The organism is Leisingera sp. ANG-M6, from assembly GCF_000813905.1.
Lineage (GTDB): Bacteria > Pseudomonadota > Alphaproteobacteria > Rhodobacterales > Rhodobacteraceae > Leisingera.
This window is the reverse complement of the sequence record NZ_JWLG01000030.1, coordinates 8,305-21,980: the sequence shown is the minus strand read 5'-3', so window position 1 is coordinate 21,980 and position 13,676 is coordinate 8,305. Positions and strand designations below refer to the sequence as shown.

Here is a 13,676-nt window from a genome sequence, read left to right as displayed (position 1 = left end):
GGCATGGGAGTGACACTGAAATTCCAGAGCTCGGGCGCGATGCCCGGCGATGCGGCCCCTGTTCCGATGCGGGGGCCGAGCCTGACGGTGGGGCGCGGTGCCAGCTGTGACTTGGTGCTGCCGGACCCGGACCAGATGCTGTCGCGCAATCACTGTGTGATCGAGGATCACAATGGCAATGTGGTGGTGGTCGACCTCAGTTCCAACGGCACCTTTCTGAACTATTCGAAGATCCCGCTGGGCCGCACCCCGACGCCGCTGAACAACGGCGATGTGCTGTGCGTCGGCAATTATGAGCTGGTGGTGGAAATCCGCGATGACCTGGCCGATGTCGGCGACATGATCGCGGCACCCGCGGCGCAAGGGGCAGCCTCGCACGGGAATGCGGCCAATGCGCCTGACCCCTTGCAGCTGCTTGAGGATGCGGGTCCGGGCGGCGATTTCCTGGATGACTTGCTGGGCGAAGGGCCGAAGGGGCCTGCGCAGTTCACCCCGGTGGACCCGATCGACGAGCTTTTGCCGCCCTTGGGTGAGGACGAGGATCCATTCTTCCAGAAGGCCAGCGACGGGCGCGAAGGGGAGGGGGCGAGCCTGCCCAATCACAATCCGACCGCCTCGGACGGGTTTTCAGCACCCGCGTCGCAGTCCAGCCTGATCCCCGACGATTGGGATGATGATTTCCTGTCCGGCATCGGCGAGCCGGAAAATCCGGTTCCCCAGCCGGACCCTCAGCCTGTACAGCCCCCGCGCGAGGTGCCGCAGCCGCCAACCGAGGTCCCGCCCACGGCCCCGCCGCAAGAAGCACCGCCCGCGCCGCCGCAGGAAATCCCGCCGCAGCAGGACACAGCAGAGAAGACAATCGCGCCTGCCGCTGCGCCTTCGCAAGAGGCACAGGAAGCGGTAGAAGCGTTTCTAAAAGGGGTCGGCGCAGACGTCGGCCTCGATCCGGCGGAGCACGCCAGCACCATGGCGCGGATGGGCCGGGTGATGAAAACACTGGTTACGGGCCTGCGTGAAATCCTGATGACGCGGACCTCAATCAAATCCGAGTTCCGCATTGAGCAGACGATGATTTCTGCCGGCGGAAACAACCCGCTGAAATTCTCGATCACGCCGGAGCAGGCCATCGAGGCGATGGTGCGCCCGGCGACCAAGGGCTACCTGTCGCCTGAGACTGCCGCCGAAGAGGCGCTGCGGGATATCAAGGCGCATGAAGTAGCGATGGTCACCGGCATGGAGGCAGCGCTGAAAGGCGTGCTGAAGCGGCTCGACCCCAAGGCGCTGGAAGCGCAGATCGAGGACAAGGGCGGCTTTACCGGCCTCTTGCGCGGCAAGAAGGCGCGGTACTGGGATGTATACGAGCAGCTTTATGCGGAGATTTCCGACCAGGCTGAGAATGATTTTCACGACCTGTTCAGCCGCGAATTTGCGCGGGCCTACAAGGACCAGCTGGACAGGCTGAAGGAATGACCGGCACCGCGCCCTGCGCGTGTGCCCGCAAGTAAGAGGAGATCCCGGTGTCCTGGGACAGCAAGGTACTTTGGACGGAGGGGCTGTTTCTGCAGCCGCACCATTTCCAGCAGTCCGACCGCTACAATGAGGCGCTGGTCAGCGGACTGGCGCGGCGGCTGAGCCCCTATGCCTGGGGCGTGAACGGGCTGGAAATCGACCATGAGGCGCTGAAGATCGGCCAGTTCGCGGTGAAGTCCTGCGAGGGGCTGACCCATGACGGCACCGTGTTCCGGGTGCCGATGGCGGACCCGCATCCGCCGGCGATGGAAGTGCCGACCACCGTCAAGGACTGCATTGTCTACCTGACCGTGCCGCAGCGCCGGCAGGGGGCGACCGAGGTGGATCTGAGCGGCGCCGAACGTTCGGCCAGCCGCCTGCGCCCCGACAAGGTGGAAGTGACCGATGTGACCTCGACCGAGCGCAAGCCGGTGGAGCTGGACGTGGGCAAGATGCGCCTGCAGTTCGCGCTGGAGGTGGATGATCTGGCTGATCTGCTGGCGGTCCCGGTGGCGCGCATCATCGAGGTGCGCCCCGACAAGGAGATCGTGCTGGATCAGGCATTCATCCCGTCTTGTCTGGACATCAGGGCGTCGCAGGCGCTCAGCGGTTTCCTGCGTGAGCTGGAGGGGCTTCTGGCGCACAGGATGGAGGCGCTGGCGGGCCGCCTGTCGGAGGCGGGCGGCGCCCGCGGTGTGGCGGATGTGTCGGATTTCATGCTGCTGGCAGTGGTGAACCGGATGCTGCCGCAGGTGCGCCACCTGCGCAACATCGAGAACCTGCACCCGGAACGGCTGTTCACCACCTGCGCAGGCATGGCGGGCGAGTTGTCGGTGTTCATGTCGACGGAAAAACAGGCGCCGGAATTTCCGCCCTATACCCACGACAATCTGGTCGAGTGCTTTGCGCCGGTGATCCGGGTGCTGCGCCAGTATCTGAGCTCTGTGCTGGAACAGACCGCAATTCCGATCAAGCTGGAAGCGCGCAAATACGGCATCTCGGTGGGGGTCATCGCCGACCGCAAGCTGTTGGGCAACGCAGGCTTTGTACTGGCGGTCAGTGCCGACATCCCGGCCGAGGACGTGCGCAAGCATTTCTCCGGCCAGGCCAAGATCGGACCCGTCGAGGAAATCCGCCAGCTGGTGAACTCGGCCCTGCCGGGGATCACCCTGCGCCCCTTGCCGGTGGCGCCGCGGCAGATCCCCTATCATTCCGGCGTGGTCTACTTCGAGATGGATGCGGACAGCCCCTATTGGCGCAAGATGACCACCTCGGGCGGTATCGCGGTGCATGTGTCGGGACAGTATCCGGGGCTCAAGATGGAGCTTTGGGCGATCCGTAATGCATAAGGGAAGGCGCTGAAATGGCTGATTATGACGATCCCTTTGCTGAACCGGGGGATACCGACAAGACGGTGATCAAGCCGAACCCGGGCGGGCGGCGCACGGCCACGCCGATGCAGCAGCCGGAGGTGCCGCAGCAGACCCAGCCAGTGCCTGAGCAGCCAGCGGAGCCGGATCTGGATGCCTATGGCGTCCCGCAGGCGGCAGCCCCAAAACCGCAGGCTGCCGCGGGCGGGGCTAAGGCGCCGAAGATGGCGCTGACGGGGATGAACCAGCTGACGGCCTGCGCCTCAACCCTGTTTGCGCTGATTTCCCGCATCCGCAACCGTGCCCAGCACATGGACCCGGATGGCTTGCGCAAGAACGTGGTGGCCGAGGTGCGCGCGTTTGAGAACCGCGCCCTGCAGGCGGGCATTGCGGCGCAGACCGTGAAGGTTGCGCGCTATGCGCTGTGCGCGACGCTGGACGACGTGGTGCTGAATACTCCTTGGGGCGGGCAGTCCGCCTGGGGGCTGCAGTCGATGGTGGCAACCTTCCACCGCGAGGTTGTCGGCGGCGACCGGTTTTATGACCTTTTGGCGCGGTTGGAGAAGGAGCCTGGTGCCAACATCGACATGCTCGAGTTTCTCTATATGTGCCTGTCACTGGGGTTCGAGGGGCGCCTGCGGGTGGAGCAGGGCGGTTCGGAAAAACATCTGCAGATCCGCGGTGCGCTGGCCCGGATCATCCGCAACCAGAGGGGCCCGGTAGAGCGCGATCTGTCGCCGCACTGGGAAGGCATCGTCAAGCCGTTCAAGGCGCTGTCGGTCTGGCGGTTGGTGTGGATCACCATGGCCGCGACCCTGGCCATTCTGGCACTGCAGTTCTTAGGGCTAAGCTGGATGCTGTCGAACCAGACCGAAAATGTGGTCGGGCAGCTGACGATCGTGGATTCCGGCCCCAAGGCAGAGCTGGAACGGCGCGCGCCGCCGCCGCCGCCGCCGCCATTGGCGCCGACGACCGAAGAACAGGTCGCCAAGGTTTCTGGCTTCCTGGAACCTGAGATCAAGGAAGGCATTGTGCAGGTCTTCCAGAAGGGCAACACGCTCATCATCCGGCTGACCGGCTCCGGCATGTTCGGCTCCGGTTCGGACCAGCTGAGCAAGGCGTTCCGTAATCCCGTGAACCGGGTGGCCGAAGCGCTGAATGACGAAAAGGGCAAGATCATCGTGGCAGGGCATTCCGACAACGTGCCGATCCGTTCCTCGCGGTTCCCGTCCAACATGGCGCTGTCGCTGGCACGGGCAAAGTCGGTGATGGCAGGCATGGCCAAGGTCATGACAGACCCGGACCGGCTGTCGGCCGAGGGCCGTGCTGACAAGGAACCGATAGCAGACAACAGCACCCGCGCCGGGCGGGCCAAGAACCGCAGGATTGAAATTCTGCTGGTTCAGGAGGTTCAAGGATGATCCGCCGTTATATCTTTCCCCTGTTCCGGTCGATCTACACCATCCTGCTGATCCTGGCCGCGGTGCTGTCGGCCTGTGTGTGGTATTTTGCACCTTTCATCGGCAGCGATGACTGGCGGCCGTTTGACGGCGTGATGGCGCGGCTGATCACCATCGGGGTGATCTTCCTGCTGTATTTCATCATCATCGGCATCATCTTCTGGCGCCGCCGCCGCAAGGACAAGGAGATGACCGAGGAGATGGCGGAGGCCGTTGATACCTCGGAAGATGATGTCTTGTCCGAGGAAATCGGCGAGCTGCGCGGCAAGTTCAAGGACGCGATGAAGGAGCTGCGCAAGTCCAAGGGCGGGCGGCGGCACCTGAACGACTTGCCGTGGTACATCATGATCGGCCCGCCGGGTGCCGGTAAGACCACTGCCATTGTGAACTCAGGCCTGCAGTTCCCGCTGGCTGAGAAGATGGGCAAGGCCGCCATCGGCGGCGTCGGCGGCACCCGTAACTGCGATTGGTGGTTCACCAATGAGGCGGTGCTGATCGACACCGCCGGGCGCTATACCACGCAGGAAAGCGATGCCGAGGCGGATAATGCGGCCTGGCTTGGCTTCCTCGGGCTGTTGAAGAAGTACCGCAAGCGGCAGCCGATCAACGGTGCGATCATTGCGATCTCGCTGTCGGATCTGTCCTTGCAGGATGAGATCACCCAGAAAAGCCACGCCGCCGCTGTGCGCCGCCGCCTGGCGGAGCTGCGCGAGAAACTGGGCGTGCGCTTCCCGGTCTATGTGCTGTTCACCAAGGCCGACCTGATTGCCGGCTTCCAGGAGTTCCATGACTCTTTAGGCAAGGAGGACCGCGAGCAGGTCTGGGGCTTCACGCTGCCCTTGCCCAAGGGCAAGAAAGAACAGCCGCCAATTGCCGGGTTTGACGAGGAATTCGGACTGCTGCTGGGGCAGATCAACGCGCAGCTGCTAGAGAAGATGCAGACCGAGACCGACCATCAGCGCCGGGCACTGATTGCCGGTTTCCCGGCGCAGGTCGCCTCGATGCGCGGTGTGGCGCGCGAGTTCCTGATGGAGGTGTTCCAGGACAACCGTTATGAGCAGCGCCAGATGCTGCGCGGGGTCTATTTCACCTCTGGCACCCAGGAAGGCACGCCGATCGATCGGCTGATGCTGGGTATGGCGCAAACCTTTGGCATCGGGCGCCAGGCGATCGGCTCGGGGCAGGGGACCGGGCGCAGTTTCTTCCTGACCCGCCTGTTCGAGAGCGTGATGTTCCCCGAGGCCGGTCTGGTGTCGGCGGATGACAAGGTTGAGCGCCGCTACCGCTGGACCCGCCGGATTGCGATTACTGCCACAGTGCTGGTGGCAATTGCGATGGGGGCGCTGTGGGTGCGGTCTTATCTCAAGAACACCGATCTGATTGCTCAGGCTGAAGGCCAGGTTGCGGCCTATCAGGCTGCCGCGGCGCAGCTTCCGCCCAGTCCGGTCGGCGATACCGATCTGGTGCCGGTAGCCGCCGCGCTGAACAACTTGCGCGACATGCCCGGCAACCCGGTGTTGTCCGATCCGGAGCCTGACGGGGCCATGACCTATGGGTTGTATCAGGGCGAAGTGATCGGCACCCAGGCGGCGCAGACCTACCGCGGGGCGCTGAACCGGCGTCTGCTGCCGCGGCTGCTGGTGCGCCTGGAGCAGCAGATCGAGGGGAATATGAACAACCCCGACACGCTGTATGAGGCGCTGAAGATCTATCTGATGCTGGGCCTTCAAGGGCCAATGAACCCCGATCTGGTCAAGGAGTGGATGCGCCTTGACTGGGAGAACATTGCCTATCCCGGTATCGCTCGCAACCAGTTGCGCGCTGATCTGACGGATCACCTCACCGCGCTGCTGTCGCAGCCGATGGAGGAAATCGCGCTCAACGGCCCGCTGATCGAGCAGGCACAGAACATCCTGTCGGAGATGCCCCTGGCCCAACGGGTCTATAACGGCATCCTGAATTCACAGCAGGCGACGGCGCTGCCGAAATGGCGGATCACCGATGTTGGCGGCCCGTCGGTCAAGCGGGTGCTGGTGCGCAGTTCCGGCAAGCCGCTGAACGACGGGATCGAAGGGATCTTTACCTTTGACGGTTTCCACAACGTGTTCCTGCCGGAGGCGGTCAGCGTTGCCGAACGGGTCCACCGTGAGGCCTGGGTGCTCGGCGATAACAATGAAGCGTCCCAGAACGAGGCGGTTCTGCTGAAGCTCAGCCGCGATGTGCTGGATCTCTACTATAACGATTACATCAGCCGCTATGATCAGATCTTGGGCGACATCGACATTGTGCCGCTGGAGTCGCTGTCGCATGCGGTGGAAGTCACCAATGTGCTGTCCGGGCCGACCTCGCCCATTGTCAACATCCTGACGGATGTCAGCAACGAAACCCGGCTGAACGAGGATAAATCCGTTCTGGACGCGGGCACTTTGGCCGCGGGTGCCCAGAACGTGGCAGCGATTGAGGCGCGTTCGAACCTGTCGATCCAGGGCCAGATTCTGCTGGAGGCGCTGGTCGGCTCTGCCGAAAATGCACCCGGTCAGGCGGCCAAGCCGCCGGGGGCCTATGTGCAGGAACGGTTCCAGTGGCTGTATGACCTGGTCAACCGGCCCGAGGGGCAGCCCTCGCAGCTGGATGATCTGATGGGGCAGTTGCAACTGGTCTATCAGGAGCTGAACAAGATGTCCTTCTCTGGCGTCGCCACGGGCGGCCAGAGCGGTCAAGCGCTGTTGCAGTTCCAGCAGACCGCCAGCCGGATGGGCGGGCCGCTGCCCCGCTGGGCAACGCAGATTTCGGCGGGATCGTCGGGCATCACGTCGGAAGGCACCCGCGCCTCGATCAACGCGCGCTGGCAATCGGCGGTGCTGCCGTTCTGCGAGAAAGCACTGGCGAACCGCTATCCCTTCAACCGCTCGGCACGTGCCGATGTGGCGATGGCGGATTTTGCCAAGCTGTTCTCCCCGAACGGGATGATCGACAGTTTCTTCAATGAGCATCTGCTGAAATACGTCGACACCCGCAGCCGTCCCTGGACCTGGAAGCGCGTCAACGACGTGGACCTGGGCATCAGCCCGGCGGTGCTGCAGCAGATGCAATATGCGTCAGAGATCAAGGAGGCCTTCTTTGCCGGCGGGGCGCAGCCTGCGGTGAACTTCCAGATCACCGTCAACGCGCTGGACCCCAAGGCCAAGGAAGTGCTGCTGGAGATCGACGGCACCAAGGTGGCCTACAACCACCGCTCTGGTGCACCGACGCCGGTGGCGGTGACCTGGCCGGGCTCTGTCGGTCTGGCACGGCTGACTTTACTGCCGCAAAAACGGGATAGCGAGAACGTGCTGTCGCGGGACGGGCCCTGGGCCTGGTTCCGGCTGTTGGATGCGGCGGAGGTGCGGCGCACCAATGTCTCTGACCGGCGGCGGGTGAACTTCCGCGTCGGCGGGCGACTGGCGCTGTTCGAGTTGCAGTCCGGGTCCGTTATCAACCCCTTCGCCCTGCCTGCCATGGCGAAATTCAGCTGCCCGAAGTCAATGTGATGGCGGGGTTCGGCGCATTCGGCAAGATGCCTTCAGCCGGGGATTTCTTCCGGCTGAACACGCCTGGCGGCTTTGTGCGGGTCTGGGACGCCTGGCTGCAGCAGGTTATGCTGGATGGCAAAGCGGTCTACGGCGCAGGCTTCGATGCGCATTACATGACTGCGCCGATCTGGCGGTTCACGCTGCCGGCGGGTCTTGCAGGTGCCGCATCCGTCTGGGGCGTGATGATGCCGTCGGTCGATCGGGTTGGGCGGCGGTTTCCGCTGACCCTGATGGAGGCGCTGCCTAAATCCGGCCCGCCGGCACTGGGCCATCTAAGCGCCGAACCGCTGTTTGAAGGGCTGGAGGATTTGGCGCTGGATGCATTGGAGGACACCATGACCAAAGACAGCTTGGCTGAACGGCTTGCAGCAATGCCAGTCCCTGACGGTGTTCAGCCAGCGGCAACGGACGTGGTGATGGCTGGGCCGCTAGGCCCGGAGCGGCTGAAGCAATCAGACCCGCGACTGGCGGGCTGCAGCCTGTGGACGGCAGTGCTGGATGGGGAGCCCCGGACGCTGGCGTGCAGGGGGCTGCCAGCGGGAGTAACAGCATTGGCACTTTTCGACCTGGGCGCGCCGGTCTGGGCAGGGGTTGAGGCCGCATGATGAACCAGCTGCGCAAATACCGCTATACCGCGCAGACCCATGTGGGGCTGAAGCGCAAGGTCAACGAGGACTCCGTTCTGGCGCTTCCGGAACATGACATCTGGCTGGTTGCCGATGGCATGGGCGGTCACGACGCAGGTGACTTTGCCAGCCGGCTGATTGCCGATGCGGTGGCGATGATCCCGCTGGGCCTGGACCCGGCCGCGCGGATGCATGCGCTGCGCGATGCCATCCAGAATGCGCATAAGGCTATCCGGGCTGAGGCTGAGGCCCGCGGCGGCGGCACCATCGGTTCAACCGTTGCGGCACTGATCATGGCGAACCAGCATTTTGTCGGGCTTTGGGCCGGGGACAGCCGGATCTACCGGCTGCGCGATGGCCATATCGAGATGCTGACTGAGGATCACTCCGCGGTGGCGGAATATGTTCTGGCCGGCAAGATGACCTGGGATGAGGCAGAACAGCATCCGCATTCAAATGCGATCACCCGTGCTGTCGGGGTAGGGGAGGAGCTGGAGATCGACAAGATCCGCGGCGACACGGAACCAGGCGACCGGTTCCTGATCTGCTCTGACGGGCTGACCAAATACGCGACCTTCCAAATTCTGGAGGACGTTCTGGGCAGTGCGCCCCTGGAGACTGTCGGCGACCAGCTGATCCAGATCGCGCTGACGGGAGGCGGCGCGGATAACATCACGGCCATTGTCATCGACGTTTTGTAGGCGGAGGTTTCCCCTGAAGGGAAACCTCGAAAGCCGGTCAGGGCTTGGCCGTCACCAGAATGCGGCTGTCGAGCGAGCGGATGCGACTGGAGTCCGCCTCATAGCTGGCCTTCAGAGCCTCAGCAAATCCTACAGCACTTTCCGAGGTCGGGCGCATGCCGTCAAACAACGGCTCCGCGGAGTGCAGTACCAGCACCTTGCTTTTGCCGAGCGTGCTGTCGTCGACCTTGAAGGCGATGCCGCCATTGGCCGCCGATTCTTCCAGGCTGTAAGCCACCCGCACAGGGACATCCCCGGCTTCGCCACCCCGGAGGCTTGAGACTGCGTTGTCCTCGCGCGAGATGTTGGGCAGCAGGTGGAACACATTGCCCGATACATCCAGGATCGAAACCGTCAGATAGCCATCTGTCACATCGTTTGGCAGCACCACGTCGATCACCGGGTTTTCGCCGACAAAGAAACGCCCGGAGGGGTTTGGTTCCACGGGCGTTCCACCCACTGCGAATTCCACTTCGGCACCGCCTGGAGGTGCCTTGGGCAGATGCTGTTCAACCACGCAGAGCGAGTCGTTCAGGACTTCCACATCCAGCACCACCTGCCTTTCATGGGCCAGCGCGCGCAGGGCATCAAACAACTCCAGCCGGGTGGCGGTGCTGGCAACCCGGCCGCTGATCAGGATCGGATCCGTGGGGCCGTAACCTTCAATATGGCCGTTGCCGTCGCGAACCAGCGGGCCGCAGTCGGCGAAGGTCTCCATAATCGCCTTGACTTCCGCAACGGGTAGAACCGGCAGTTCAAACCGGATTTCAGCCTTGCCCTCCAGCGCGCCCGGCAGGCCGTTGCGGAACATTTCATTGAGCATTTCTGCGACGTTGGGGTCATCGGTGCTGCCGCTGAGGCGGGCCTTGTTATTGCTGATCACCAGACGCCATTCGCGCAGGCCTTCCAGCGGCCGCACGGTGTCCAGAACATCGGCGCCCCAGGTCTCGGCAATGGCGCCGGTGGCCAGGGTCAGGTCAGCCTCCTGCGACAGTGCGGCCAATTCGTTGCGCACGGTTTCGGACGGTACATTGCCGACGATTTGCACTGGGCCATCGGGCTGCTTTTCGGCAATCAGCGAATAGGGGCGCACCTCCGGGTAGCTGGGCCCGATGAAACTGTCGAGGAAACCGCCGAAATAAGCGCCCGCTCCGCCGCCGCCCAGCAGCAAGAGAACCGCCAAAGCTGCCCAAAGGCCTTTGCCGCCGCTCTTCTTTGCATCTGCCGGTGCCGGTTTGGAAGAAGGCGGGGGAGGCGGTGCCGGTTTGCTGGTCTGCGGCACGATGATGGTGGCGTCTTCATTTGGTGCATCCAGCACATCGGCCAGGCTGCCGCCATCAGAACCGCTGTCAGGGTTGTCGAGAAACGCCAGTACTTCGCCCGCGTTCTGGAACCGGTCAGCCGGATCCGGTGCGCACATCCGGTCAATCAGAGATTTCAGCGGTTCGGGGACACCTTCGGTGTCCAGCGGCTTTTGCTTGTTTTCAACTACTTCCATCGGGTTTGCACCCAATTTGGGCGCGGCACCGCGGAAGTTGGCCAAGAGCAGGGCCCCCAGCGAGTAAATATCCGAACGGGCATCGGTATTGCCGCTCATCTGCTCCGGCGCGGCATAGGAGTACTTGCCGGCAAATTCATTGCCGACAATGGTTTGGGCACCGGGATTGGTGTCCTTGGCGATGCCGAAATCGATGATCACCGCCTCTGCCGGGTCGCCGCCGCGCAGGATGATGTTGTCGGGGCTGAGGTCGCGGTGAACGATGTTGCGCGCGTGCGCCGCCTGCAGGCCCTGTACCACCCGGCGGCAGACAACCAGCAGATCTTCGGCCGGCATCGGCCCCTGCTTCAGGCGCTTGTCGAGGCCGGGGCCGTCGACATAGTCCATCAGCAGGTAAATATGTCCGTCCGGCGTGCGGTGGTTCTCCGAATAACGCACCACGGCAGCGTGGCGGATTTCGCGGATGTTTTCCTCGCGCGCCATCAGGACGGTGAAATCCTCGTTGGCGGCGAGTTCCTGCTTCAACACCTTAAGTGCAACCAGGTTACCGGAAATTTCCGACCGCGCCTTGTAGACGTCGGAGGTTCCGCCACGACCCAGCAGGCATTCAATCCTGTAGGTATTGTTCAGCAGATCACCCGGCTGGAACAGGTCGCCAGGGCGCGATTCAAGCATGGAAGTCTCCCTGGCCTTTGATCCGGCGCGGGTCCGGGCTGTTCTTAGCCCAGAGCCTGGAATTCTACGCGGCGGTTTTCATCGGCGCGTGTGTTATCTTGGTTGAACGGGGCGGTTTCCCCCATACCGATCGCTTTCAGCATATCCTCCGGCACGCCGCAGGAGCTGATCAGATGGCGGCGCACTTCCTGCGCGCGCAACAGCGACAGCCGTTCGTTATAAGCTGCCGAGCCAGAGCTGTCGGTGTGGCCGATGATCTGGAACACAGTGCCATCCAGAGCCTTCATCGAGGCACACATATTTGCCAGTTTCGGCTCCTGATCGGCGCGCAGGGCGGCGCTGTCGAAGTCAAAGGAGATCTGGACATTGATCTGAGTCTGGCGGTCAACCGGATTGTACTCCTCAGACGCCGCAGCCACGGTTGCGGTCTCCTCAGCTGCGGTTTCGGCTGTGCCGCCGCTGCTGGGCACAATGACCAGGCCGCGGGTCTTCTGCTTCTTGAACGCTTCGGTGATTTCTTCGACCGACAGTTCGCTGCTGTCGGACTGTGCTTGCGCCATCGGCGCGAAAATCAGGCCGGCACCCAGAACACTTGTGAAAATACCTTTCAGGCGGATCATGCTCTGCGCCCTCCCCTACCGTTTGAACATTGCTGGCAGTCTATACCAGCGCTATCTGCCTGCCAATGCCGGGCAGAGCCAAGCGCCGGAAAAAAAACACGGTGTTTCCGGCAAGTTGTAAACAGGGGGTTTACTGCCGGGCGGCTAAAGATTGAAATGGGCGCAAACGTACTGGGAGGGAAAATGCGGGTTTTGCCAGCTGTGATAATCGCCATCGGCCTAGTGCTGGCGCCGGCGATCTGGTTCGGTCTCAGCTGGCTGCTGAGCGAAGAGGATTACCAGGGGGCTGGCGGTGTGGATTCCACGGCGCGGATTGAAATCGAGATGCTGCGCCAGCAGGTGGAGGATCTTCAAGCCCGGATGACAGATCTGCAAAATGAGGTTGCCAGCCTGCCCGCAGGAGGGGCAGGCACCGGAAGCCCTTTCACTGATGACGCGGCCGGCGAGGCTGCGATCTGGAACCAGACCGGCGGTGCTGATCTTGATTATGCGCAGGTGGTGCTGATTGCCGACCGGCTGAACGTGAACCGCGGGCTGCGGGTCACGGGCGGCAAATACCTGACCGAGAGGCTGGGCCGCCCGCGCGAGGATCTGAACGACACCTGCCAGCCGATGACCAACCCGGACTTGAAGGAAAAGCTGGTGACCGAACAGGTTGGGCCGATCCGGGTCAGTATGCTGCGCCCCGCAATTGAAAGCCTGAAAGTAGTGTTTGAGAACATCCGCCAGGCCGACCCGGACCTTTATGCCCGCATCAACACTGCCGGGGCACTGTGCGTGCGGCGGATCCGCGGCACCACCAACTCGCTGTCCACACACAGTTACGGGCTGGCGGTGGACCTGAACATTGACGGCAAGCTGGACAATTTCACCGATGGCAAAACCCAGCTGGGCCTCACCATCATGGCGGACTTCTTTTACGATCAGGGGTGGGTCTGGGGGGCCGGCTTCCGGCGCGAGGACAGCATGCACTTTGAGATCAGCCGCCGCCAGCTGGACGCGTGGATCGCTGACGGTCAGCTGTAAAAGGCGTTGCTGTTCTGCTTAGACAGACCGCAACAGCACCTTGCTGGAATCGATCGCAGCTGCGATCCGCTGATAACGCACAACCGACCTTGTGGGTGAGCTTTCAGCTGAGCGCAACAGTTTGGTCTGGGTCTCCTCCAGCACAGCCAATGCCTGAGCGACTGCAGTTGCCTGCCGCTCCGGTGCCACGGCCACAATCGGGCGGTGCGACTTGTCCGTGCTGTTGACGGATCGTGCCTTGCCCCGGGGCTTTGAGGGGTCGCGGTTTTCCCGCGCAATCTGCCGCAGATCGCGGGCAGTGTCTTTGAGAATGGCGCGCAAGGGTTCATGTCCTGGCAAGCCGGCCAAGTCTTTTTCCAGCGCTTCAAACCGCTCAGCCAGACAATCGATCAGATAAGGGCCCACGATGCCGCAGAGATCCTGGAAACCGGCGACCCGGTCCACCACTTGATCGGCAGAGCGAATGCGGTTTCCAAAGAACCGGCCGCTGCCGGACGAACCGCCGAACGTGCTGCCGTCACCCTCGCCGCCGTCACCACCACCACGTGAGCTGACCCCGCCGCCACCGCCGTCACCACCA

At 63.0% G+C, this 13,676-nt stretch carries 10 protein-coding genes; 7 read left to right on the top strand and 3 right to left on the bottom strand.

Translation table 11 applies throughout. The annotated features are described in order from the left end of the window. Positions 1–3: 3 nt before the first annotated feature. The 6 genes from tagH to RA24_RS20705 are packed head-to-tail and all read left to right on the top strand — an operon-like array spanning position 4 to position 9,238. A complete protein-coding gene (gene tagH, locus RA24_RS20730; protein ID WP_039194103.1) occupies positions 4–1,470 on the top strand; it encodes a type VI secretion system-associated FHA domain protein TagH in 1,467 nt (488 codons plus the stop codon). Between the two features lie 47 nt (positions 1,471–1,517). Further along, entirely contained in the window at positions 1,518–2,858 is a 1,341-nt protein-coding gene (gene tssK, locus RA24_RS20725) for a type VI secretion system baseplate subunit TssK (protein WP_039137211.1), read from the top strand. Between the two features lie 14 nt (positions 2,859–2,872). After that, complete coding sequence (gene tssL, locus RA24_RS20720; protein ID WP_039137208.1) at positions 2,873–4,300, top strand: type VI secretion system protein TssL, long form; 1,428 nt, start codon at positions 2,873–2,875, stop codon at positions 4,298–4,300. Continuing rightward, positions 4,297–7,869, top strand: a complete 3,573-nt coding sequence (tssM, locus tag RA24_RS20715) for a type VI secretion system membrane subunit TssM (RefSeq protein ID WP_039194101.1) — start codon at positions 4,297–4,299, stop codon at positions 7,867–7,869. The genes tssL and tssM overlap by 4 nt, the downstream gene beginning before the upstream one ends. Then, a complete protein-coding gene (gene tagF, locus RA24_RS20710) occupies positions 7,869–8,516 on the top strand; it encodes a type VI secretion system-associated protein TagF (RefSeq protein ID WP_039150189.1) in 648 nt (215 codons plus the stop codon). The genes tssM and tagF overlap by 1 nt, the downstream gene beginning before the upstream one ends. Further along, positions 8,516–9,238, top strand: a complete 723-nt coding sequence (locus RA24_RS20705) for a PP2C family protein-serine/threonine phosphatase (protein ID WP_052257666.1) — start codon at positions 8,516–8,518, stop codon at positions 9,236–9,238. Before tagF ends, RA24_RS20705 begins: the two co-directional genes overlap by 1 nt. A 37-nt stretch (positions 9,239–9,275) precedes the next feature. On the opposite strand, the gene RA24_RS20700 is transcribed toward RA24_RS20705, so the two are convergent. Both RA24_RS20700 and RA24_RS20695 read right to left on the bottom strand, forming a co-directional pair. Then, the gene (locus tag RA24_RS20700; protein WP_039194099.1) at positions 9,276–11,450 is read right to left on the bottom strand and encodes a serine/threonine protein kinase; all 2,175 of its coding nucleotides are present in this window, start codon (positions 11,448–11,450) and stop codon (positions 9,276–9,278) included. A gap of 44 nt (positions 11,451–11,494) precedes the next feature. Then, positions 11,495–12,070 carry an OmpA family protein gene (locus RA24_RS20695; protein ID WP_039137195.1) on the bottom strand — a complete coding sequence of 192 codons (576 nt, stop codon included), beginning with the start codon at positions 12,068–12,070 and terminating at the stop codon, positions 11,495–11,497. Positions 12,071–12,253: 183 nt separating this feature from the next. On the opposite strand from RA24_RS20695, the gene RA24_RS20690 reads away from it, so the two are divergent. Next, positions 12,254–13,096, top strand: coding sequence for a M15 family metallopeptidase (locus RA24_RS20690; RefSeq protein WP_039137190.1), 843 nt, complete (start codon positions 12,254–12,256; stop codon positions 13,094–13,096). Between the two features lie 18 nt (positions 13,097–13,114). On the opposite strand, the gene RA24_RS22615 is transcribed toward RA24_RS20690, so the two are convergent. After that, on the bottom strand, positions 13,115–13,676 hold a 562-nt coding region (locus RA24_RS22615), incomplete at its 5' end, for a hypothetical protein (RefSeq protein ID WP_052257665.1).

Excerpts from the sequence above, each read along its gene's own strand:
- tagH (WP_039194103.1), top strand. The coding sequence starts at position 4 with ATGGGAGTGACACTGAAATTCCAGAGCTCGGGCGCGATGCCCGGCGAT.
- tssL (WP_039137208.1), top strand. The coding sequence starts at position 2,873 with ATGGCTGATTATGACGATCCCTTTGCTGAACCGGGGGATACCGACAAG.
- tssM (WP_039194101.1), top strand. The coding sequence starts at position 4,297 with ATGATCCGCCGTTATATCTTTCCCCTGTTCCGGTCGATCTACACCATC.
- tagF (WP_039150189.1), top strand. The coding sequence starts at position 7,869 with ATGGCGGGGTTCGGCGCATTCGGCAAGATGCCTTCAGCCGGGGATTTC.
- RA24_RS20705 (WP_052257666.1), top strand. The coding sequence starts at position 8,516 with ATGAACCAGCTGCGCAAATACCGCTATACCGCGCAGACCCATGTGGGG.
- RA24_RS20700 (WP_039194099.1), bottom strand. The coding sequence starts at position 11,450 with ATGCTTGAATCGCGCCCTGGCGACCTGTTCCAGCCGGGTGATCTGCTG.
- RA24_RS20695 (WP_039137195.1), bottom strand. The coding sequence starts at position 12,070 with ATGATCCGCCTGAAAGGTATTTTCACAAGTGTTCTGGGTGCCGGCCTG.
- RA24_RS20690 (WP_039137190.1), top strand. The coding sequence starts at position 12,254 with ATGCGGGTTTTGCCAGCTGTGATAATCGCCATCGGCCTAGTGCTGGCG.